General features: G+C 49.4%; 22 protein-coding genes. 2 read left to right on the forward strand and 20 right to left on the reverse strand.

What is annotated here, in order from left to right; translation table 11 throughout:
* Positions 1-46: 46 nt before the first annotated feature.
* Entirely contained in the window at positions 47-535 is a 489-nt protein-coding gene (locus NZD86_RS13015) for a DUF4825 domain-containing protein (RefSeq protein WP_268046876.1), read from the reverse strand.
* Between the two features lie 192 nt (positions 536-727).
* Here NZD86_RS13015 and NZD86_RS13020 point away from each other — a divergent pair, with 192 nt between their 5' ends.
* On the forward strand, positions 728-1258 hold the full coding sequence (locus tag NZD86_RS13020; protein ID WP_268042270.1) for a C40 family peptidase: 531 nt from the start codon (positions 728-730) through the stop codon (positions 1256-1258).
* Between the two features lie 87 nt (positions 1259-1345).
* Here NZD86_RS13020 and NZD86_RS13025 read toward each other — a convergent pair whose 3' ends face one another.
* Both NZD86_RS13025 and NZD86_RS13030 read right to left on the reverse strand, forming a co-directional pair.
* A complete protein-coding gene (locus tag NZD86_RS13025) occupies positions 1346-2641 on the reverse strand; it encodes a L,D-transpeptidase family protein (protein WP_268042272.1) in 1296 nt (431 codons plus the stop codon).
* Positions 2642-2758: 117 nt separating this feature from the next.
* Positions 2759-3460 (reverse strand): GntR family transcriptional regulator, encoded by a 702-nt coding sequence (locus tag NZD86_RS13030; RefSeq protein ID WP_268042274.1) that lies wholly within the window; start codon positions 3458-3460, stop codon positions 2759-2761.
* A 266-nt stretch (positions 3461-3726) separates the two neighbouring features.
* On the opposite strand from NZD86_RS13030, the gene NZD86_RS13035 reads away from it, so the two are divergent.
* Positions 3727-5094: an MFS transporter gene (locus NZD86_RS13035; protein ID WP_268042276.1), complete on the forward strand. Its 1368-nt coding sequence runs from the start codon at positions 3727-3729 to the stop codon at positions 5092-5094.
* Positions 5095-5172: 78 nt separating this feature from the next.
* Here the strand turns inward: NZD86_RS13035 and NZD86_RS13040 are convergent, their stop codons facing one another.
* From NZD86_RS13040 to NZD86_RS13120, 17 genes are all read right to left on the reverse strand, one after another.
* Complete coding sequence (locus NZD86_RS13040; protein WP_268042278.1) at positions 5173-6486, reverse strand: nickel pincer cofactor-dependent isomerase, group 22; 1314 nt, start codon at positions 6484-6486, stop codon at positions 5173-5175.
* Positions 6487-6549: 63 nt separating this feature from the next.
* Entirely contained in the window at positions 6550-7803 is a 1254-nt protein-coding gene (gene larC, locus NZD86_RS13045) for a nickel pincer cofactor biosynthesis protein LarC (protein ID WP_268042280.1), read from the reverse strand.
* Positions 7800-8552 carry a nickel pincer cofactor biosynthesis protein LarB gene (gene larB / locus NZD86_RS13050; protein ID WP_268042282.1) on the reverse strand — a complete coding sequence of 251 codons (753 nt, stop codon included), beginning with the start codon at positions 8550-8552 and terminating at the stop codon, positions 7800-7802. The genes larC and larB overlap by 4 nt, the downstream gene beginning before the upstream one ends.
* A gap of 17 nt (positions 8553-8569) precedes the next feature.
* Complete coding sequence (gene larE, locus NZD86_RS13055) at positions 8570-9436, reverse strand: ATP-dependent sacrificial sulfur transferase LarE (RefSeq protein WP_268042284.1); 867 nt, start codon at positions 9434-9436, stop codon at positions 8570-8572.
* Positions 9437-9688: 252 nt separating this feature from the next.
* Positions 9689-10627 (reverse strand): UxaA family hydrolase, encoded by a 939-nt coding sequence (locus NZD86_RS13060; protein ID WP_268042286.1) that lies wholly within the window; start codon positions 10625-10627, stop codon positions 9689-9691.
* Positions 10596-10925, reverse strand: coding sequence for a UxaA family hydrolase (locus tag NZD86_RS13065; RefSeq protein ID WP_268042288.1), 330 nt, complete (start codon positions 10923-10925; stop codon positions 10596-10598). Before NZD86_RS13065 ends, NZD86_RS13060 begins: the two co-directional genes overlap by 32 nt.
* A 17-nt stretch (positions 10926-10942) precedes the next feature.
* On the reverse strand, positions 10943-12100 hold the full coding sequence (locus NZD86_RS13070) for a UxaA family hydrolase (protein ID WP_268042290.1): 1158 nt from the start codon (positions 12098-12100) through the stop codon (positions 10943-10945).
* A gap of 254 nt (positions 12101-12354) precedes the next feature.
* Complete coding sequence (locus tag NZD86_RS13075; RefSeq protein ID WP_268042292.1) at positions 12355-13647, reverse strand: homocysteine synthase; 1293 nt, start codon at positions 13645-13647, stop codon at positions 12355-12357.
* Between the two features lie 85 nt (positions 13648-13732).
* Positions 13733-14881, reverse strand: a complete 1149-nt coding sequence (solA, locus tag NZD86_RS13080; RefSeq protein ID WP_268042294.1) for an N-methyl-L-tryptophan oxidase — start codon at positions 14879-14881, stop codon at positions 13733-13735.
* 18 nt (positions 14882-14899) lie between these two features.
* Positions 14900-15649, reverse strand: coding sequence for a PIG-L deacetylase family protein (locus NZD86_RS13085; RefSeq protein ID WP_268042296.1), 750 nt, complete (start codon positions 15647-15649; stop codon positions 14900-14902).
* A 44-nt stretch (positions 15650-15693) separates the two neighbouring features.
* Positions 15694-17334 (reverse strand): ABC transporter substrate-binding protein, encoded by a 1641-nt coding sequence (locus NZD86_RS13090; protein ID WP_268042298.1) that lies wholly within the window; start codon positions 17332-17334, stop codon positions 15694-15696.
* A 264-nt stretch (positions 17335-17598) separates the two neighbouring features.
* Positions 17599-18234 carry a DedA family protein gene (locus NZD86_RS13095; protein ID WP_268042300.1) on the reverse strand — a complete coding sequence of 212 codons (636 nt, stop codon included), beginning with the start codon at positions 18232-18234 and terminating at the stop codon, positions 17599-17601.
* Between the two features lie 268 nt (positions 18235-18502).
* Entirely contained in the window at positions 18503-19855 is a 1353-nt protein-coding gene (locus NZD86_RS13100; protein ID WP_268042302.1) for a sensor histidine kinase, read from the reverse strand.
* Positions 19852-20541, reverse strand: a complete 690-nt coding sequence (locus NZD86_RS13105; RefSeq protein ID WP_268042304.1) for a response regulator transcription factor — start codon at positions 20539-20541, stop codon at positions 19852-19854. Before NZD86_RS13105 ends, NZD86_RS13100 begins: the two co-directional genes overlap by 4 nt.
* Before the next feature lie 30 nt (positions 20542-20571).
* Positions 20572-21654 carry a PIN/TRAM domain-containing protein gene (locus NZD86_RS13110; RefSeq protein ID WP_268042306.1) on the reverse strand — a complete coding sequence of 361 codons (1083 nt, stop codon included), beginning with the start codon at positions 21652-21654 and terminating at the stop codon, positions 20572-20574.
* 56 nt (positions 21655-21710) lie between these two features.
* Entirely contained in the window at positions 21711-22748 is a 1038-nt protein-coding gene (gene mreB, locus NZD86_RS13115; RefSeq protein ID WP_268042308.1) for a rod shape-determining protein, read from the reverse strand.
* A 212-nt stretch (positions 22749-22960) separates the two neighbouring features.
* The gene (locus NZD86_RS13120) at positions 22961-24130 is read right to left on the reverse strand and encodes a Gfo/Idh/MocA family protein (RefSeq protein WP_268042310.1); all 1170 of its coding nucleotides are present in this window, start codon (positions 24128-24130) and stop codon (positions 22961-22963) included.
* Positions 24131-24173 lie beyond the last annotated feature (43 nt).

Here is a 24173-nt window from a genome sequence, read left to right on the forward strand (position 1 = left end):
TGCTTATAACAAATGAAACAACTCATTCTCAACACCGCCCAGTGCCCTAACCATTTAAGAAGTTATTAAACGAAGACTGGTCATGAAGCAAACTACTTAGGTCCCCATATTTTTGCTGCAAATCAGCCCGATTGTATGTGAAATTACCTACGTCCTGTACATGAAACTGTATAGAATCAACATTTTGTACAAGAGAAAACAATGCCGCTGCATTTCTTTCCAAAAGTTCATCAGGTTTTTTGCTGTTCCAAAAGTCGTAGTAATTGTCTGGACCTAATTTCTGATTCTCTGTGTAATTAACCGTTATTCCATAAGGCTTGTGTTCGGTTTGCAAACTGAAGCCCGCCATATAATTGTGAGCAGGTAACATTGATAGTATGTTTCCTACAGCACTATTGTCACCGACATACGTCCCCTTGTATTTCAGAAAATCAACAACGTGATACGTCTTGGTCATGGTCTGATTTGACGAATGGCTGGTACTACACCCCGCTAAACATAGGCTTGAAGTTAAGATCAACGGCACTGCCAACATCGTCAATTTACTTGCCACCTTTATCCCCCGATCATCAAATTTAGTGACTGCGGCGTGCGAAACGAACTACTATTCTAGTTTCACACGACTCTGATTTGATATAACATCCGAAAACGTGATATATTGACACAAATTGTCGAAAAGTTCTAGATAATATTATAAGGAGGTACGATACGTTCTGCACTGTCCTCGATGTTCATCACAGTAATGGCCGTCAACGCCATCTTTCTTACATCGAGTAAAACCGTTTTCGCAGCATCTAACCAGATACACGCTGCGAGACTTAGCCCCGCTTCCATAGTCCACAATGCAAAGTCACATACAGATCTCCGCGCCAAGATACTCCATACGGCTGACGCGTTGCGTGGCCTGCATTACGACTGGGGAGGCACGAGCCCAAAAACTGGTTTCGACTGCTCCGGCTTCATCCAATACATATTCCGCGTCCACGGCATCTCCCTGCCACGTACTGCGAGTGGACAAACAGACATTGGCACGGCCATCCCCAAATCTCAACTTGAGCCAGGAGATCTCCTGTTCTTCACCGACACTTATCAACACAATCGCTCAAACCAAGTAACACACGTAGCTTTGTACATCGGGCACGGCGACGTCATCGAATCCTCGTCCGTTCGAAACCAAGGGGTTGTCGTGCTACATAATATCCTCAACAACCCCTGGTACGCGTCTCGTTATTACGGAGCCAGAAATGTACTTGGATAACGACTGAGAATCCCATATGTCCGTAGAGACGGTGCGAACTTCACGACCACACCGTTCATCTCCCACCCTGGCATCGTTTACACCCGATCAGGCGGAACTCGTGCCGATCGTGTTACCTATCGGCGTCGATGTGACGTTTGCTGTATTGTTTACGGCATTATCCGTGGTATTACTTGTCGTGTTGTTGCTTGAAGTGTTGCCTTCAGATTTACCTGGAGTGTTGCTTCCAGTGTAAGTCGTAGTATTGTTAGTATTATTGCCCGTACCACTGCCTGTCTTTTGACTTGTGGAGTTACCGTTCGACTGACTTGACGGACTCGTACCGTTATCAGTAGCGTTACCAGTGCGTGACGTCGTCGTAGTCGATCTCGTCCCCTGTCCGTTCCCTTGCTTGTTTGTTTGCGCTGGTGTTGGGGACGGAGACGTGTAACTACCTTCCACTGTCACCAGTGTCCCGTAGTCAAGCAGCGACCAGACAACCTTTGCGTTGCTGACTGGCAGTTCGACGCATCCCACGCTTTGAGAAAACCCATAGGACGCACGTGAAAAACCATGGATAGCTTCACTGCCATCATAGTAGTTGACATAGGGTACGCCTGGATCGACGTATTTCGTCCCATTCGGGTTCGTGCCCTTCATTGTCTGCGAAAGAAAACGCTCATAGACCGCAAATGTTCCGTCGGTCGATGGCGCACCGGATACGCCAGTGTTGGCGATGGACTGGTAGACCCATTTGCCCTCTTGCCAAACGCGAAGCTTCTCCGGCGCCGGATTCTCCGTGACAAGCACATACGTGTACGGATTGGGATTTTTCAATGCGCTTGGCCCGAGAATCGCCTTCCACACCGCTTGGCCGGCGATGCCGTCAATGGGTAGACCATTCGCATGCTCCACTGCGATCACAGCCGCCCGCGTCATCTGCGTATATGTCTCCGGCGACCACTGTGAAGAGAGTTCCGGGGGAACATTCCCAAAACGCCAGTGAAAAGAATCTTGCGGTGGAGAGTCCAGATTCGATAGGGTAATTGTCGGTTGCTGGTCTCCGTCGACTGCGACCGGAAGATAGCCTAATTCCGCAAGCCGCTCGTTGAGTGCAAGTACTTCTGGTCCAGACGAGTCAAGTCCGAAGGATGGGTAAGGTGACACGGGCTGTGTTGGCGTGTCCGTCTGATTCGTCGACGGTTGTTCGGTCGTATTGGTTCCGTTCGCGAGGGGAGAGATCGAGACCCCTGCCCTGGTGCCAGTGCCAGTGTCCGCGATACCGCGCGTCGACGATGTGGGCAGGCTGACACCAGTCAAACGACTGATTACACCACAACCTGTCTGGCTGACACCCAAGAATATTAAAGTTCCTAAGATGAATAGTTGCTGACGGCCTTGCATAGGGCTCTCTCCTCATCGATCCGTAACTTCAGTCGTATATCAATTTGACGAACGACAAGGGTAAAGTGTTTCACGAAAGCGTATAAGTATGTAATTGGTCACAAACCGTGTTCGATGTCAATTTGTAAGGTCATTAAATGATGGAGCCGCTATGGAGCGATTCCGAAGCGCTGTCAGGCGTGCAATCATTGCTGTCTCACCCAACTTGATATGTGTGGTCAAGACCGATTCAGCAGTGACGAATTGCTCATCACATATCGCGCATAAAATTTGGCGATGTTCCTCGTGAATTGAACTTGTTGGATTATCCCTGTTTGTGACCTCCGAAATGCTTCGAATAATGCCGCGTATGCCTTGCCACGACTGGGATAAAAACCTGCTGCCCGCCAAGTGCAAGATAAGTTCATGAAATGTCATGTCCAAATCACAGAACTCGCTTTCACTGATGGTCTGACTCGCTGCTTGGTCAAGCGTATCTCTCATGGATTGCAGAATGTCCTGTTTGGTTCCAGTGCGCGAGATCTTTCGGATCGCGTGGACTTCCAACAGGAGCCGCGTGTCAAACAGATCCGATATATCTGGAGGTGAGAGGCCAGACACGACGACGCGTCCATTTAGTTCGCGTTGCGCAAACCCCTCTCTGATAACGATTTGCAACGCATCTCGAACAGGACCGCGACTTGTTCCAAATTGCTCTGCCAGCAATGGTTCGGACAAGTGTTGACCTGACGGCATTTCACCCAAAAGAATCGACTTCTTAAGCTGTTTGGCGATTTCGTGGCCTAATCTCGTACGATACACCTTACCAATGTGGTCCATTTCAGTTCATCTTCCCTATTGACGACTGGATTTAGGAAACAGCTATTCAAAACGAAAGTTGGGCCCATCGCTGTCTGCCTGTGACGATACAGAAAAATCCGCTCACGTGACAAGCAATGCGTCATCTTCGTGGTGTACGAATAATATAACTGTTAACAGTTATACGTTTCCATGCAAGTTTTAGAATCCAGTTGGTCTTGTAAGTTGTTCAGCACTCATCTCTGGAAACAAATGAAAGCGCGTACATCTGTTAAGGGGGGATTTCTATGGAAGCTGTTGCAGGATTGAACGCTAAAATGTCCGAAGCAATCGAGCACTTGGTGGGGAAATACAGCCCGAATGGAAACAAAATAGGCTGGCTGATGATCGCTTCAATCTTTATCGAGGCGTGGGATTTGTACTCCATCTCATTTGTACTCATTTTCCTCAAGGACATTTATCATCCGTCTTCGCTGGTTCTCGGATTGGCAGCTGGGGCAACTCAAGCCGGTGCACTCATTGGAGCCCTGGCAGGCGGATGGCTCACTGACAAGATTGGAAGACGAGCCGTATTCTTGGGCACGATGATCATGTTTTTCATTTTTGGCGTTGCTCAAGCATTTGCTCCGAATATGGCGGTACTTGTCGTGATTCGATTTATTGTCGGCATCCCGCTGGGTACCGATATTGCAAACGGGTATACGTACATTATGGAGTTTATGCAACGCGGTAAGCGTGAGGTAATGGGCAACCGGTGGCAATTTATGTTCGCCGTCGGAGAAGTCGTTGCCATTGCCATGGTCCTCTTATTTCTAGCGTTGGGCATGTCACACGGCACGCTCTGGAGACTCATTTTAGGATTGTCGGGCTTACCCGCTATCATCCTGTTTTTTCTCCGCTTCAACCTACCTGAAACCGCTATATGGCTCATTCAACGTGGTAAGTTTCGTCAGGCTAAAGAGGTAACTCGGGAAATGTATGGAGACTCGTTGGATATGCTGCCCGACGTGGATTACGACATCCCCAGTCCAAAGTTGCGAGAATTTTTGCGGGAGATACGGCGAGACAGGGTTCGTTGGCGGGCCACTCTGTTTGGCTGGATCGCAGGTTTTATGCAGAATGGCGAGTTTGCAACATTTGCTTTCTACCTGCCGGTATTATTCGTCTTACTGCACGTTTCAGGTATTATGCAAACCGACCTACTGACACTTGCTGTGTACCTCGTCGCACTGATTTCTGGGTGGGTGGGGCCGATTATCACACCGAAGATTGGTCAACGTAAACTGAGCATCATTGGGTTTTCGATTGTCCTTGGGGCCTTACTCTTGGCCGCAACAGCCATCTATACGGGAAAAGTGATATTGTTGCCGTTCGCCGCAGGCGCCATGCTTTGGGGGCACTACTGGGATGCTGAGAACACCATGACCATTCCGTCGATGGTTGCCCCTGCAAGATATCGGGGTACCTCGAGCGGGTTTGCCTACATGTTTGTGAAGTTGTCCGGGTTCTTGAGTATCTTCTTCTTCCCTTCCTTTTTCTCGGCCATTGGCAAGGGAAACGCGACACTCTTTACATGTATCTTCCCGCTTCTCGGTCTACTTGCGGCCATTTTTGTTCTGCCTGAGGTTTACGGATACGCCAGCAAAGAGGGCTAAGAACGACATCGACATGAAACCGCAAGGCATTGATGCTGCCTTGCGGTTTCATTGTGTTATGCGATCCGCCGCGCACGTTCACGGGACCTGGTTCGTCGTGCTGGTTTCCTGCCAACACAGCCTGGCCTCCAGGGCACCCGTCTCGTCAAACTCCCACTCTACCGCGTCGGAGAGAATCTCAATGTCGTCTCTTTGTTTGAGAACAGGCAGCAGCGACTCCGATACGCGTATGACATCCATTCCCAGTGTAGTGCGAATATGAACCAGTCGGACATCCTCGTCTCGAAGTACGTTGGACGTTTTGATGGCTGCTTGAATGGCAAGCTTGTCATTTGCAAGCACCATGGGAACTTTTACTGGCTCGATGACAGTGGAGGTGAGTGCGTTTGGATATGTTTTTTCAAAGTCAATCGCTTCGAATACCTGTTTTGTTGTTGTATCCGCGACGCCAATTCCGTTTGCGTTTCCGTGGGTGCGTTCCGTCAGCCGCCGGACGCAAATTCGTGTGATCTTCGGTCCGCCCGTGGCAAAAGGGGTTGCATAACGACCCGTGATATTCGGGTCCATACCGTCTCCGCTGATGTCTTTACCGATCTCATCAACGACTAAAACGTCAAATTCGTCTGCCAGAATTCGAGGCATGTAACGCTTCGCTCGTTCCAGCAGTCCCGGTTCCCGCGCCAGAATTTCGCTGGCAGGGAGGACTTGAATCTCAGCGACGTGATCGTAAGCATTTTCAATGACAGCGACACCAGCCAGGATTTTTCCAGTCGACATTGACACCTCAGCGACTTGAACGATGTGTTCCGCCATATGACCAAATCCTAGTTTATGGCAGGACTCCGCCCCTTTCTGTTTTCCCAGTCCAATTGCGATCATTTTCACAATCCCGCTTTCATAAGGACCTCGAAACGCCGTGTGCGGTTTGATGCGATTGATGACGACAATGCCGTCTGCCTCGTACGCGTATTTATCCATATAAATGGGAAGTCCATTGGGAAGGTCGCCGAGTTGAATGACTTCCATGGATGATCGAATGGGCGCACCAACGAATTCTTCCGTGACGCCGAGGCTTTCCAGTACTTCTTTTTGCCCCTCCGCTGTCGCACCACCATGGCTTCCCATACCAGGAACGACGAACGGCCGATACCCGCGGGCTTTCAAATCAGACACGACTGCTTTGGCCACTTCGTTGATTTGTGAGATACCCCGACTTCCTACAACAACGGCGATCTCTCCAGATGTTGGCCACATGATCTTCGAATCTTCAACAGCAAATGCGTTCTTGACCGCATCATTGATGTCTTCGACAGTTGGACTTAGGAACCGTTGACGGATTTGTACCATTTTCGGCAGTGGAACAGACTCGACTAATTGGCGAACGATACTCATTGCCTATCACTCCTCGCTTTAAAAGTGCCGACCTGAGAAGGTACTAGAATGACGTCTTCGCCTTCAATTCTGTAATTTGTTGTGGTATGCAACCAATGTTGCTTGATAGACCTGTTTTAGCGGAACACCGTGATCTTCGGCGCAACGCTTACAGTCTTCGTATTCGGGGGCAACATTCCGCAGCATATCGCCGCTGTACGCGACTTTTACACGAACCCGACCAAAATTCGTCTCGACTTCATCAATTCTTCGGTCAAGAACGGCTCTTGTGGTTTCATGGACTCGAACACCCAGCGTTGTGGTTTCCGCCTGTATGAGGTCAATCAGAAGATTCCTGTCACGAGGATGACACAATACCTGTAGTTGGATGGCTGGTCTTCCCTTCTTCATGACAATGGCCGTCCACCAAGCATCCAACGCACCGTGTTCCATCAACTTGTCTGCGACGTATCCGGCCAACTCCGGTGTCATGTCATCCAAATTGGTTTCGAGTATGCAAACCGATTCGAATTTTTTCGAGTTGGTGATCACATCACAGTCACTTTTCGTCCCTAGCTGAATTCGCAAGACATTTGCTATCTTGAAGTCCTTCGTGCCCGCGCCGTACCCGAGTTTGTCCGCAATGATTCCTTGGACTCGTTCGGATTTACACAGTGTTCTGATAATGGCTGCACCGGTTGGTGTCACCGTTTCGCCCCAGTTGCCAGACGAGTGAGTCCGAAAACCTCGCAGTAACTCTGCAGTGGCCGGAGCCGGCACTAGCATGAGGCCATGGTCACACCAAACTGTTCCGCCACCAACTTCAATACTGGAAACGTAGCACTCGGGCATACCCGCCAAGTACCAGCCCAATATGGAACCAACGATATCGACAATGGCGTCCACTGCACCAACCTCATGAAAGTGGACCTCGTTTGCGGGTACTCCGTGGACTCTCCCCTCTGCTTCAGCCAGGAGCCGAAACGCCTCTTTGCTCTTCGCGAGAACTGGTTCCGGTAATTGGCTTGCTTCTAAAATATTGTAGATATCAGGCAAATGACGATGTGCGTGTCTGCCGCCATGAACGTGGTGGTGGGAATCTAGTTTTTGTCCGAGCTCGTGTGTGCTGGCGTGTACAGTCTCTTCGAGCATGACATCGACCTTCGTTGCACGCATGCCGTTTTTGTACACTGTACGCCATGATAGGTCGTACTCCGACACGGATAGTTTGCCGAGAAGATTTGTCCATTCTCTTGCATCTATGCCCAAGTCCAACCAAGCCCCGAGAAACATGTCGCCGCTCGCTCCTGCTTGACACTCGATATAGGCCACCGTCATTGCGACATCCCCATTCGATTGATCATCCCCGCTAAGTACCCCGCTCCAAATCCGTTGTCTATGTTCACCACGCCGACACCCGACGAACAGGAGTTCAACATCGACAACAAAGGCGTCACGCCAGAGAAGTTGGCACCGTACCCGACACTTGTTGGGACGGCGATAACGGGTTGGTCAACAAGCCCCGCCACGACACTGACAAGTGCACCTTCCATACCTGCAACCACGACCAGAACCCGTGCTTCACAAAGGGCATCCAGGTGCTTGAACAGGCGCTGTATTCCGGCAACGCCAACATCTTGAATGCGGGTGACGTGAGCGCCCATGAGCTCTGCGGTGACTGCAGCCTCCTCCGATACAGGTAAGTCGGAAGTACCGGCACATACAACCGTTACGTTTCCACTGAGAGCCCCAATCCCTCGCCGAAAGACAATCGTTCTAGACAGGGGATCGTACTCAAACTCGGATGCCTCGGCCCGCACAAGCTCGAAAACCTGTTCGCTTGCCCTGGTACCCAAAACTGGCCCGTGTCCATTTCTCATGAGGCGCAGAAGAATTTGTGCCGACTGCTCTGGTGTCTTTCCTTCACAGTAGACCACTTCTGGGAACCCTTGTCGCAAAGCTCGATGATGATCTAGCTGGGCAAATCCCAAATCTTCTACATCGAGGCGCCGCAAGTCTTCCAAACCTTCATTCACACTCATCCGACCATCCTGCACTGCCTCTAAAATCGCTCGGTAATCTTTCATTCGACTGCGACTCCTCGTCAGACCAAACTGTGTCCGTTGGAATTTGCGGTGGATCGTCCGTCTAACACTTCATTCAAGCTGCCCGTTCGGTAGCCGGCCAAATCTAGTGCGACGTACCGGTATCCTATCTCCACCAATTTCGTCGTGATCATATCCGCCATTTGAGCGACTTCGACGATGTGTTCACGAGGTACTTCAATCCGCGCTAGGGAGTCGTGGTGTCGCACACGCACCTGGCGCAACCCTAGTTGTGTTAGGAAAAATTCAGCCTGATCTACCATATTCAGTTTTCTTTCAGTGATGATCTCTCCGTACGGGATACGCGATGACAAACAAGCCAAGGACGGTTTGTCCCACGTGCGTAAACCTAATTCTTTGGACAGGTACCTGATCTCGCGTTTATAGAGCATGACGTCCTGCAGAGGCGCAAGCACACCGCGCTCCTTTGCAGCTTGCAAACCAGGACGATGATCTCCTAAATCATCCGCGATGGCACCGAACACAACTTGATTGAGAGCATACTCATCTGCGATGGGGATGAGGTGGGAGAACAACTCGTTCTTGCAGAAATAACAACGATTTACAGGATTTTCTGCATAGCCCGGGATGTTTAGTTCACTCGTCTTCAGGGCAACATGCTTCGCGCCCATTTCTTCGGCTAGGGCGATAGCCGCATCTCGCTCACGTTCAGGGTACGTCTCGGAGTCGGCTGTCACGGCGAGCACATTGTCAATGCCCAGCGCAGTTACGGCAGCTCTCAACAGAAACGTGCTGTCCACGCCGCCTGAAAACGCGACAACAACAGATTGCAATGTTTCCAGCCGTTCCAAGAGCTGATGGTACTTGTTCCATGCCACTTCCAAGGCCAATTCCTCCCTGTCCATGCCTGTGCTAGATTTCGATCATCGCTTTCATGACGTTCGACTTGGGATCCGTCCAACCCTCAAACGTGTCGACAACGCTGTCAAGCGTGGCTCTATGGGTAATAAACGTGGACCCGGCAGATAATGCTTTTCATCGCCATAATCCCTCCCCTGCGAAAGAACGGTCTCTATGTTAGTACATGCAGTCTTCTTCTTTGCTAGCACCTTTCGATGAGAATGAATCAGGCGCACGTCATCCGTGCGCCTGCAAGTTCATACTGTTGGCCCAATGCGATACAGTGCAAAATCATCCATCCCGAGTGATTCTGCAACGGCTGGCTTGCCTTCAATGACTTCCCTAGTCTCGTTGATGAGGTCAAACACATCCGCATCCGTCAATAATCGGCCATCAAAATCGTCCGGACATGCGCCGAACGATGCCTCGCTGAGAGAGAATCGAACAACGGGTAGCAGAGGCGTGCCAAACGCGTGCGGCTCGCTCGCCAAATGAACAATCAGGTGAGCACCGGATGCCGTCAGTCCCGTTGCCGTCTCCAGTCCGTTCGATCCGGCACGCATTAAACTCAACTGGTCCCTGGCTATGTCGCCGTGATCGATGTGATTGACGTGCGCAAAGGAGTGAGGTACGTAGCGTTCGGCATCACTCGACAGGACAAGGCTAACCCCCGTCTCCAGCAGGCTGTCGATCACACGGTGAACTTGCCTGGACTCGTTCTCTAGGAACGGTTGGTCCATCAGAAGCCCAATACGGATTTCCCCCCAGTCCACCTCTGTTTGAGGGACATGCGGCACCTCATCTTCTCTGTCCGCCAGCCACATTTCCACCTTGGACTGCGCCTTCAAGGTTCCCCCCGAACCCTGGATACTGACAAAACCAAGCGGCTTTTCCGTACGTGCTTTGGTGTCTTCGTATAAATTTTTGGCGATGATCCCTTCACATCCGAGGCCGACAAACAAACTCGCATACGCATTTGGATGAATCGCCAAGTTGGAAAAGACCCGTTGGGTCTGAATCAGGTCCGCTCCAATTTGCGCACATCCGTGCTGGTGCTCAATGTATTTGAACTTTGGGTTCCGGCGAGCGACATCAATGGCCACCTGATTTGCACACACGACAGCGGGTAAAATGAACAGGTGGTTACGAATGCCTACGCTTCCGTCATTTCGGCGAAAGACTCGAACGTTTGACATCGCCCGTTTCACCTCCTTGCAGGTCTCCGCGCCCTCGAAGGCTCTCAAGATTGTGTACGTGAACATGGTCTCCAGCCGAGATCGCTTGCGTTGCTCTCCCAATGACTTGACCATACTTGTGTACGTCAGTCCCCGCTGGGATATCGCGAACGGCGAACTTGTGCGCGAACGGAATGTCTTGGCGCAACACGATGTCAAAGTCGGGGTTTGCATGCGTCACCTTGGTTCCTGCGGGCAGTCGTTTGAGTGCGGTTGCCACATCGTCGACGTTCTTTTGAAGAATCCAATGCACGTTCATCGCTTCTGCCGACCTCCTCACAAACTCTTTCCGATCCGGTAAATGCCGAACTCTCTGTGCCCGAGAAGTTCAGACTTGGTCACTTCTCCGTTCAGAACGTCAATCATCTTGTCAAATAACCGCCGCCCGGTTTCCTCGACGGTCTCCAGCCCGTCTATGACTAAGCCGGCGTTAAAGTCCAAATTATCCGCCATATTGTCGTATGTGTCCGTGTTGGTCGCTACCTTGATACATGGAGCAATTGGCGATCCAGTGGGCGTACCGCGACCCGTCGTGAAAATGACCACTTGTGCACCACCTGCGACCATACCCGTGATTTGCTCAATATCGTGACCAGGGGTATCCATGATGACTAAGCCCTGCCTAGTCGGGCGTTCGGCGTATTCAATGACCTCTTGTATGGGTGTCGTTCCGCCTTTGTAAATACACCCCAGGCTTTTCTCCTCGATGGTGGTGATGCCCCCATCCATATTTCCGGGAGAGGGTTGTGCCCCGCGGATGTCGACACCCATTTTCATGGCATTGTCCTCAAGTCGTTGGACAATGTGAAGTATTTGGGCAGCAATGTCAGGTGTACTGGCCCGCTGTGCCAACAGGTGTTCTGCGCCAATCAACTCGGTGGTCTCGGACAGGATGGACATACCACCTTCCGCGACTAGCAAATCACTGACTACGCCTAACGCTGGATTGCCTGAAATACCAGAGCAAGCATCGGAGCCACCGCACTCCGTGCCGAGGATAATAGACGATAAAGGGACGGGTTGGCGACGGACTTGATCTCGTTCAGCCAGATAAGTGTTCACAAATTCCGTTCCGACCTCAATGGCCTTGCGGATGCCTCCGACCGTGCTGAGAGAGACTAATTGAACTTGCTTACCAGCAGTACGAGCACGGCCTACGAGGGATTCTAAATCAATGGGCTCGTGTCCCCATGCCAGAATGACGACGCCGTAGACATTTGGGTGCGTCGCAAACCCTTCGTAAACTCTCATTGTTTGCTCAAGATCAGCGCCATCCTGGTTGACGCCATGCTGATTTCGAAACGTTACGGCCTTCGGGGCTTTAGCTACAATCTTCTCTGCAATTTGGTTCATCTCATAAGAGACTGGAAGGACCAGAACATGATTACGCACGCCGACTCGTCCATCTGCTCTCACATAAGCATTGACCACCATGACGATTCACCTCTGCTCACGTTGTAAGAACGAGTTTCACGGGGCCAGCACAATGTCAGTATGGTGCTACCCCTTCGAACGCCTTCCCAGGTTCCGTTTAGCTAGATACGGTTTGTGCACGCGTCGAGTGTGGTGGCGAATAATATCATTCAAATTATTCAGTTTACTCATGGCAGTAAATCGAATATGACAGCACTCCACGACTAAACAGCCGTGGAGTGTAAAAATGTCTTATGATCATCGACTCAGCCAATTTAGTTTTGACTCACGCGTATCGCCTGTTCCAGATCCTCAATGATGTCCGTAATTGCTTCTGTGCCGATGGAAAGACGAATCAATCCTGGTGATACGCCCGCTGCCAACTGTTCCTCCTCCGATAGCTGCTGATGCGTCGTGCTGGCGGGATGAATAATGAGTGACTTTGAGTCGCCGACATTGGCTAGGTGCGAAAATAGCTTCACCGCACCGATCAATTTTCTCCCTGAGTCAATTCCGCCCTTGATGCCAAATGTGAGAATTGCTCCTTGCCCCTTTGGCAAGTATTTTTTCGCCAATTGGTATGACGAGTGACTCTCCAGACCAGGGTAGTTCACCCAATCAACAGCCTCATTACTTTCGAGAAAACGCGCCACTTGCAGCGCATTTGTACTGTGCCGCTCCATGCGCAAATGTAATGTTTCTAGTCCTTGTAACAGAAGGAAAGAATTAAATGGTGATATGGTGGCACCCAAATCCCGTAGGAGTTGAACACGCGCCTTGATGATATAGGCGGTTGGGCCGACGGCCTGCGTATAGACCACACCATGGTAGCTAGGGTCTGGTTCGACAAGTCCAGGGAACTTATCGTTTTGACTCCAGTCGAATTTCCCGCTATCCACGATCACTCCGCCAATCGAAGTCCCGTGACCGCCAATAAATTTCGTTGCCGAGTGGACAACGATGTCCGCGCCGAACTCGATTGGTCGCAACAGGTACGGACTTGGGAAAGTATTATCGACTATCAGAGGTATCCCATTCTCATGAGCGATCCGAGCTACACGCTCAATGTCGAGCACATCTCCCTTTGGGTTCCCAATCGTTTCTGCGTACAATGCTTTTGTTTTACTTGAAATCGCTCGACGGAAGTTTTCCGGGTCCTCTGGATCCACAAACTTAACCGAAATCCCGATTTTCGCAAAAGTCTGTGAAAACAAATTATATGTTCCGCCATATAAACTGGTCGACGAAACAATTTCGTCTCCTGCACCAGCGATGTTTAAAATAGAATATGTGATGGCCGCTTGCCCTGAAGCAGTTGCTAACGCGGCCAATCCGCCTTCAAGCGCGGCCACTCTTTTCTCAAAAACATCTGTCGTAGGGTTCATGAGCCGGGTATAGATGTTTCCGAATTCTTGGAGAGAAAACAAGTTTGCGGCATGGTCTGTATCGCGAAACCCGTAAGACGTAGTTTGATAAAGCGGAACAGCACGTGCAAGTGTCGTTGGGTCAATTTCTTGCCCTGCGTGGACTGCGAGCGTTTCGGCTTGATAGTTCATCTCTTCTGACATACTTCTTCCTCCCATACCTATAACGGTCTTATCTCTAGTCTATGATCCGGCAATCAGGTTCAATGTGAACAAGTTCAAGGAATCTTTAAGAAAAGCGGTTAGATCGAAATAATGACAAGTCAAACGTAGATTTGCCACCAATGACGAGATCAGAGACAATTTCCCCTATGACCGAGGCAAACTTAAATCCATGTCCTGAAAAACCGCTGGCGAGTACAATATTCGAATGTTGCGGGTGCTTATCGATGACAAAGTGCTCATCGGGGGTCATGTTATACATGCACACCTTTCCTGAACTCATTGAACCGGTTGTCTGCGGAAGATAATGTTGTACGAATTTCCGTAAATCTAGCTCCTCCGGAGATCCGACTTCAATCGTCCGATCCAAGGTTGCCGGATCACAGGGTTCGCCTCCATCGTGACGGCCAACCTTGACCCCATCGCCAAAGTCCGGGAATCCGTAATACCATCCCGTATCACTTTCAATGGAATACGCCGGAAACTCCTCCGCAGCATATGGGTTGTTGGAAGAACGTTTCACGCCATACCAACCCACGACTTTACGGAGCGGTTGCAACGGAACACCCCATTCCGGGAACCACTGTTTAAGAATGTTCCGAGTAGCCGCACCCGTTGTAATAACCAAATTCTCTGCTGCGTACGTTGCCCCGGCAAATCGTACGGACACGGCGTGATTCTGCAGGGAAATATCTTCAAGCTCACCGATTACTTTAAAATCCACCCCGGCTTGCTGAGCGAGAGCTTTGTACTTGCGTAAGGCCGCCTCGCTAAAGACGACGCCACCCTGCGGGTCAAAGTACACAATGTGACCGTCCGGTACGAACAACCCAGGCCATCGTTTATGTGCTTCGTCGGCAGACAGCCGCTCATGTGGAATGTTGTACTGTTTAATACTTGACTCTATCTCATTGTTTTGAGACGTTGGACGCAGTACACTGACGACGCCAACGGGCGAAAATATCCTTTCGCTTGGCCCAACTGGGTTCTCCTCTAACTCCAACCAGAGTTTCCGAGCTCGCTGTGCCATCGGCACATAGGACGCACCCTCCGTGTACGCGACGCGCAACATTCGGGTCGTCCCGTGATGACTTCCCCATACGTGAGGCACATCGTGCTGATCTAAAAGCAATACTTTCTGCCCTCTTAGCGCCAGTTGGTAAGCCGTTGGAAGTCCCATGGACCCAGCGCCTAAAACGATCGTGTCATACAACATGTTGGTCAACATCCTCTATCAAATGTACAAATTGGAGTCATAGACTTTATGAAAGTGCTCTGTGCACTCGGCTTGCAGCTTAGAGAAATCACTCAGCAACTGTTTAAAATCTCCACCGTCGGAACGTATTTTTCCATTCAACTCGTCAAACAGCTTTTGCATCCGCATTAAATGGTTCATTCCCGCGTCTTGAGATTGACTTAAATGGACAGCGGCGGCGGCCAGTTTCGCCTGAAGGAATTCAGTGACATCCACTGTGTAGTTTGTTTCTTCGGGTTGGAACAAGTAGACTTCCTCCGGTGCGTGACCACCTAACCCAGCGTCCATGTGTTCAGGAAAATACCAGACACAATTTCCAAGATAGGCAGCCTCTGTTGCGACGAACCCGGTCGTTTGGTGATCGGAATGAAAATCGTACTTTTTCCATGGATCAAATGTAATGAGCACATCCGGCCGGTACTTTCGAATCACGCCGAAGGCTTTCTCTTTAAAATCCGGTGCGTTCCAAAGTCCACCATCCTCGTACCCAAGCCAAGACACTTCATGAATACCGAGAATTTTGGCCGCCTTCGCCATTTCAGCTTTGCGCTGTGCGGCAAGTTGCTCCGGTCGAACGGTTGGGTCATGTGTTCCCCTGTTCCCTTCCGTTGCAATCACCATGTAAATTTCGTTATCGTGCGCTGCAAGCCTCGCAATGGTCCCTGAGCAGTATGCTTCATCATCTGGATGCGCGACAAACAGCATAATCTTCTTATTCGTGATGGTCATCGGAATAGCTCCTTAAGAAAAATAATCACGTCCAGACGAGTCAATTAATGCGACTGAACTGAGATGTCCTGTAGCGGATCGAGATGCACAGGATTCATGTAGAACCCTTTAAGCCATGGTTGAACCACAGCATATTGTACAGGGTAGTACAGTGGCATAAGCGCCGCATCCGCCAACGCCTGATTCTGAATTTTTTGGTACAGTGCAATTCGTGCATCGCCCTGTTGCATGTTCGCTGCCTGATTGAGCTCTTTGTCAATCGCCCCATTGCTGTAGAACGACCGGTTAATGTCCGGGATGTTGCGACTGTTCAAGAAACTGTCGAGAAAGTCATACGGATCAGGAAAATCCTGAGACCAGATTTCATAGACGAGGGGCTCCTTACCAGACTGCGCCAGCGGGCTGTATGTACTGGCAGGAACAGGCTTAATGGAAGCCTTGATGCCCACCACAGCCAAATCAGCTTGAATGGACTGAACGAGTTTGACCGTTGATTCATCGTTTGGCGTGAGAATTTCAGTGCTGAACCCGTTCTGATAACCGGCTTCCTTGAGTAGCTCCTTGGCTTTGGCCGGATCGTACGTATACTTCACATTGCTCGGCAAATCTGACTCGTAACCAGGCATGTTGGGAGGTAAGATTTGATAGGCAACAGAAGCACGACCGTTCTGAAGTTGTACTAACCTTTGTTTGTTCACCGCGTAATTGACCGCTTGGCGTACGAGTTTTTGTTTAAATGGACCAGATTGATTGTTGATGTTTAGAAATCCTAGTGTGTTTAAGGTCTCTTTGTAAAAATCATTCTTATATTTTGGATTCTTCATCATCGAGACGAAATCCTGTGAGTCGATGTTTTGATTGAAATCGATAAAAGCTGTGGTGCCTTGCTGAAAGCGCATAGCGGACAGGCTTTCATTTGTCTGAATGGAAATATCTATCTCATCCAGCTTCGGTTTATTAGGAATAAAATAGTTCGGGTTCTTTGTCAGAACAAGCTGATGTTCCTGTTGGTACGACTTTAACTCGAAAGGTCCTGTGCCCATTGGCTTGAAGGCAAACGCGTCATTTCCGATAGAGTCAATATATTTCTTGTCCACAGGTGAGAAGAATTCTTGAGCAAGTACCTGCAAGAAGAATGGTTCCGGCTTCGTCAGTTTGATCACAAGTGTGTACGGGTCCGGTGCCGACAATCCAGAAACTGACTTGGCCTTGCCGTCGTGGAACGCTGTCGATCCAACCACGATGGGATCGAGAAAACCTTCACCGGGCGAATCGACGGTTTTACTTAAAACTCGTTCAAATTCATCGATAAAACTCTGCGCAGTCATGTCATCCCTGTTCCAAAACTTGACGCCCTTTTTAAGATGAAATGTATACGTTTTACCATCGGATGAGATGTCCCAACTCGACGCTAAATCAGGCGCAATTTCACTGGTGCCCGGCTTATAGGTCACGAGTTGGTCGTACAGTTGAAACACGATCTCGTCATTGATCAGGGAGTACGCAATGGCGGGATCGAGTGAACTGATTTCATCTGGTTCATCAATCACAATTTTCCCACCAGATTGCACCGCTGTCGTAGCCGGTTTCGAGCTTGTAGAATTCGTGTTCGTTCCGCATCCACCCAAGACACCAAGAGAAAGTACGACGGAGCCCATTGTCGCCATCCACAGCTTTTTGTCCATCCATGTTACCCCCTTTTTTCCAACACCACTCTCGCAATTCGTATCCTGTTCAGTCCTAAAACTCACTATTCCTACATGTTTTTCCGATTTACCGAAGCATAGAACAAACGGTTTTTGATGTCAATTCAAAAAAGACATATAAGACGAAGATTCCGAACTACCTGTTTTGAAGGAATCGTTACAAGCCCCACATGTGCAGCAGGATACGAAAAGGGCTACCCGAAGTACGTTGCTCCGAATAGCCCTTCACCAATGCTGGTAGTTCTATTTACTTGTACCCTGTGTATCCGTATTTACAGGATGTCCCATCAGTTTCGTCAAACGTTTGTGGATGTACCAGTATGCAACCCCAGCACTTAGGGCTATCAAAACGATGGGTAACAATTCCCCGCGCCAATGACGATGAAGCGACTGCCAAAGCCTCCCCACAATTCCCCCTGCTTCAATAAATGTGGCCGTCCAGAGAAATGACGAAACCAGTGACAATGGGATAAAAAGCTGTAAACGGACTCGATTCATCCCCGCGATATAGGGAACAATGTCGCGGACGACGGCAATATACTTCGACACTAGTAAGGTTAAGACAACCCTCTTCTGAAATAAGGTTTCACTTTGCTCCAATCTTTTTGTAGTCAAAAATACATACTTGCCGTACTTGAGTAAAATGGGGCGACCAAATAGTCGCCCTATTCCATAAGCGATCACGGAGCCCGCAAATGTTCCCAGTCCCGTTACCAAAATGAGCGTAATCAAACTGAAGTGATATGTACCCGAACGCGACAGCATGCCCACTGTTGTAAGGATGGTTTCACCAGGTACAACCAATATTAAGTACTCAAGACATAGCATGACGAAGAGGCCTAGAAAGCCATAGGTACTGATCATATAAGCGAGATTCATCTAACCCACCCTTTGTCAATGTCAGAGACCTGTTTACTCGCAGGCTGTCAGTGATGATGGTCTGAAAAGCCCGTGCAAAACACGGGAAATAAGCACTGTCATTATAAAAAAGACGTTTGAAATAAACGTGGAGATTGTATGGATATTGATTTGAGTTTGTGTTTAGGGATGCTTAACCGGGGGATGATCTAGCCGCCACCCGCAGTGTGACGGCTTAAAACGGAGCGTCTCTACGGAAATGGAAATTGGAGGACAGCTGACCTGTGTGTCAATTGATTGGCAGGCTCACAACAAATGTAGTCCCCATACCCAATTCACTCGTGACTTCAATTTTCCCTTGATGAGCTTCAACGAATTCTTTCGCGATCGCGAGACCGAGACCAGTGCCACCTGTACCCCTGGATCGATCTTCGTCTCCGCGATAAAACCGATTAAAGATAAATGGAACATGATTTGGATCTATTCCAGGACCTGTGTCCGACAAGGCAACCTCGACAAAATCACCCGATCGCGTCACTTCGACACGAACCGTACCTTCATCCGGAGTATACCGGAGGGCATTGCCCAGCAGGTTTACAAATACTTGAGTGAGTCTATCCGGATCAACTTTTAACATCGGGAGTTGCTCGTCTATCGTTTGTAATTCCAACTTGATTTTTTTATCCATCGCCTCGACTTCGAAGTTCTCAAGAAGCCGCTGAAGAAAGTGCACGATGTCCGTAGGCTGTTTTCGTAGTTGGAGTTTCCCAACCTCAGCTTGGGACAGTTGATGAAGGTCTTGCACGAGCCGCGAAAGCCGAATGACCTCGTCGTGAATTGGCAATAAATCTTCAGGTTTTGGTCCACGCACACCTTGTTGAATGAGTTCTAACTGACCTTGCATGATCGTAAGCGGTATACGAAGTTCATGTGCGACATCAGCAACCAAATGCTTTCTCGCCTCTTCCGTAGCCGCAAGTTGCCTTGTCATCTCATTGAATGCACGGGCCACTTGACCAAACTCATCTGTGGATGTAACCGGAATTTGTGTGTCCAGTTCTCCTCGCGTAATTTGCTTGATGGCCTTCAAAATGAACTTGAGGGGGCGAGTCATGCGCCTTGCCATCAACGCACCAGACAATAACGCCAGGGCCGAGGCGATAATAATGCCCCACATCGTAGCGAGCGTCATCGTATGAATGACCGTTTCCTCAATCTCGTATAAGGGATCTAAGCCCTCACCGTAAATAAGCAGTGTACCAATCTGCCGATCCCCCTCCATAATCGGCACAGTGGTATACATGCTTCTATCCCTCATCCCCGTTTGGACGCCGGCTTGGACAATAATATGATTTTGGCCATCAAGTACGATGAGTTGTTGGGGGAGATCGTGCTGCGCCCTGTTTTGAGACATCATCTTCGTTAAGCTATCAGTTACATTAACCCACGAGTGATTTTCCGTTTGATAAAAATAACTGATGACGTCTGCCCATTGGACGGCTGTCCGGTGGCGGGCTTCACTGGCATAGGTGCGGAACATACCTTCCAAATCATTGTGAGCAAGGGTAAAAAACGCTCCCGACATAAAAGCAATCAACGTCGCGATAATGAGGAAAACTTTCCTCGTAACGGTGATTTTCACAGGTTATCACCGAAACGGTAACCCATGCCGTGAACAGTCTGGATAAACTTGGGATTGGATGGGTCGTCTTCGAGCTTTCTTCGAAGATGGCTTATGTGACTATCAATTGTGCGCTCGTAATTCATGTATGCGTTCCCCATAACGGTTTGAAGAAGTTGTAGTCTGCTGTATACGACACCGGGTTTGGCTGCCAATGTCACTAAAATCTGAAACTCTGCAGGTGTGAGAACGATTTCTGCATCGTCCTTCCACACTCGAAAACGCGACTCGTCAATTTTTAGATTGCCTCGAACGTACACAGATTCGCCACTTGGCTGTTGTTGCGAACGCCTGAGCACAGATCGAACTCGAGCGACCAGTTCCCGTAAGCTAAAGGGCTTTGTAATATAATCGTCAGCGCCCATTTCCAATCCCAACACCCGGTCAACCTCTTCCGTCCTCGCAGTGACCATGATGATAGGGACGAGATTCCCGGTGGAGCGAAGATGGCGACATACGTCTATACCACTCATCCCAGGCAACATCCAATCGAGGATAACCAAATCCGGTTTAACCTGTTCCACACGCGAAATGGCTGAACCGCCGTCAAACGCAACGTGAACTTCGAATCCTTCACGTTCAAGAAAGGGTTTGATTACGTCGATGACCTTTGGTTCGTCATCCACAAGGAGAACACTTTGGGCCACCTGACATCACCTTCAACTTTCCAATACATTTCACATGGCAGACTGTATTTTTGGTTTTGCAAAGACCATTCGGCCAGATGATGTTTGCAACAAAGATGTGACATATATCCGCACGTTTGTCCCGATTAGCCTCCGGCCGCCTTCGATCACGATCATTGTACCATCTTCCAAATAGCCCACGCCTTGATTCGCCTCTTTACCTTCCTTAACGACAGCCACGTCCAATTCTTCACCGGGCAGAATGACCTGCTTGATGGCATTCGCCAAGTCATTCATATTAAGGACTGGAATACCTTGTACTTGGCAAACTTTATTCAGATTAAAGTCATTCGTGAAAATCGTCGCATTACGCTGCTTCGCAAGACGAATTAATTTACTGTCCACTTCGCTTACGTCTTCAAAATCAATTTCCTGGATCTCAACGTGTACTTTTTGCTCTCGTTGAATCGTATTAAGTACATCTAAACCGCGTCGTCCACGGTTTCGAATTAAATCGTTTGATGAATCAGCTAAATGTTGTAATTCATAGAGCACAAACGATGGTACGACCAGAGACCCATCAATGATACCTGTCCGTGCTAACTCCACAATGCGCCCATCGATGATGACGCTTGTGTCCAACAACTTATCCATTGAATGATTTCCTAGTTCTTTGGACACAAGTTGTGTTTCTGGGCTTTTTTGAACGGTTCTCTGAAAGAATAACTTAAATAATTCGCTGCGTTTGACAAGTCCGATTCGGACACCCAAGTACCCCAGGCCCACACTGACAAAAAACTGAACTTCGCCACCAATAAGCGGAATCAAGCGAATCTCCGGCCCCACCATGTAGGCGATAAGAAGTCCTATCGTCAAACCCAGACATCCCGAAGCGATATTTAAAAAGGGCGTATGTTTCAGTCTCGTCTCTACCCAACTGACGAAGGACACGACATACTTCACAAGCCATATAGATAAGAGCAGGCAAATGATTGCTAGTGAAATGGCTCCAATCCATCGTGAAGAACTTGGAAACACACTGAATCCGAACATCCTGAACAACTCTGGCGTAAACGAATAGCCCATTACGCCGCCGATAGTGGCAAAACATGATACAGTGACGAATTTTAACATTGGCCTCGCCGCCTTGTGCACATTTCTGGAATGGTGTTTACCGTCGACTAGTACAACTAAGCGCGTGCCCCTAACAATCTCCAGTTCAGCTTAGAATCGTGACTGACTTGCGAACTGCGTGCCATGTACCGCCCTGTTCCAATCGCTACACAATCAAATGGATCATCTGTTCGTGTTATAGCTAAGCCCGTAACGGCAGAGATAGCGTCCTTAACTTGAAGCAGGAGCGACCCACCCCCTGTGAGAACAATCCCTTTGGAAAAAATATCAGCCGCTAACTCAGGAGGTGTCTTTTCCAATGTCTGTACCACACAGGCCGCTATGCTCTCCACGACCTTAGATAATGGCGCAATCATTTCATCTTTTTTCACTGATATGGATTTGGGCAAACCGTCGACAACATCCCGCCCACGGATTTGTATTGTCTCCGACTCGTTAGCTGTTTGACACGTGGCAATTGCCATTTTGATCGCCTCAGCCGTTCTATCACCGATCAACAGGTTGTATGCATCCGCGACAAACTGTGTTATCGCCCGGTCCATATCGTCACCACCAACCCTGACCGATGTCGATGTCACGATCCCACCGAGGGAAATGGTTGCAGCCTCAGTCGTACCAGCTCCGATATGAACAACCATGTTTCCTTTGGGTTCAGAAACAGAGAGTCCCGCCCCGATTGCAGCAGCTAGCGACTTTTCAATTGTATGAACCTGCTTCGCACCCGCTTCGATGGCCACGTCGTGAGCCGCTTGTTTTTCGACGGCGGTCGCCCCTGTCGGTACTGCGAGCGTCACTTGGGGTTTTGTAATAAATGGCGACTTTGAGTGAATGACTTGTTTCAGAAACTGCCGGATCATGATAGCTGCCGCATGGAAATCAGTAACCACGCCGCGTTCAAGCGGTCTAATGACCTTGATGTCCTGAGGTGCTCTCCCAATCATCTCCTTGGCACTGTCCCCCACTGCCTCAATCGTTTCTGTGAGAGAGTTGAAAGCGACGACAGATTGCTCTCGCAAAAGAACACCTTTTCCTTCAATGTAAATCACTGTATTCGTTGTCCCAAGGTCGATTCCGATGGTTTTTTGAGCTAACAATTTTACGGCACGCCTTCCTCTTACTCTCTTTTGACTAGTGACTATTTCGTTCCCCATTATAGGTGCGATATATGACAGTTGGTTGGAGACCGTTTGGAGAAAGTGTGGAGACCAAGGGACAGTACGGGAGAGTACAAAAAATACTCTCCGTTGGCCGAAGAGTATTCTCCACTTATTTTTTTCCTGTCTCTTTCAGTATCCATCCCGGTTAATCATGATTGCACGCGTGCCCAGGACTTATCTCGCACAGATTGTTCCACGGCTGCGAGAACAGCTTGATTTCGGAAACCGTCGTAGAAATTTGGGTTTGGACTTCTCCCCTCCGCAATGCCATTCATAAACTCGGAAAAGAGATTGATAAAGGTATGCTCATACCCGATGATGTGACCTGATGGCCAGTACGCACCCGCGTACGGATGAGTCTCTTCGGTGCAATTAATGGTGCGGAACCCCTGCAATCCGGGCTCATCATCTGAGAAGTACACCCTGAGCAGGTTCATGTTCTCTAAATCCCATCGGATAGAACCTTTTTCCCCGTTGATCTCAAAACGATTTCCATTGCGATTACCGCCGGCAAAGCGAGTTGCTTCGAAGACGCCCAGTGCACCGTTGTCAAATCGAGCTAGAAACGCCGAAGCATCATCCACATCGACAGTACCCATCTCGTTCCCAGAACTGGTCGCCGACAAGCCGCCGTTCATCTCTCCAATTGGGCGTTCTCTAATGAAGGTCTCCATCATTCCGGTCACTTCCGTAAATTCGCCAATCAAGAAACGGGCGAGATCGATAATGTGTGCCCCGATGTCTCCCAACGCTCCTGTGCCGGTAGTGTCCTTGCGAAGACGCCAAGAGAGGGGGAAACTTGGGTCCATAATCCAATCCTGTAAGTAGGTTGCACGAATGTGGTAGATACGACCGAGTTTTCCCGACTCAATGAGTTGCTTCGCTAGTTGAACAGCCGGTGCAAACCGATAGTTGTGACAGATCATGTGAACGACGCCGGCTTCCTCCACGGCCTGGACCATTTTCTGCGCTTCATCCAGACTCATCGCCAGAGGCTTTTCGCAGATGATGTGCTTCCCGGCTTTGGCCGCCGCCATGGCCATCTCCGCATGCGTGTTGTTTGGTGTAACAATGTCTATGACGTCGACATCCTTGCGCTCGAGCAACTTGCGCCAATCAGTCTCAAACGACTGCCATCCCATCTTCAGAGCTGCCGCTTGGACGCCCTGGTCATCGCGACCGGCGATGACCCGGAGCCGAGGCACAACCTGTGGATCGAAGAAAAAGGGTAGGTCACGGTATGCATGACTGTGCGCTTTGCCCATGAACTTATATCCAATCATGCCAATCCCAACCTCGCGACGCGAGTCGTTAGACATATCAGCCCATTCCTCTCTTTTTGCAGATTTGTATCACCATCGC

The organism is Alicyclobacillus dauci (assembly GCF_026651605.1).
Taxonomy (GTDB): Bacteria; Bacillota; Bacilli; order Alicyclobacillales; family Alicyclobacillaceae; genus Alicyclobacillus; species Alicyclobacillus dauci.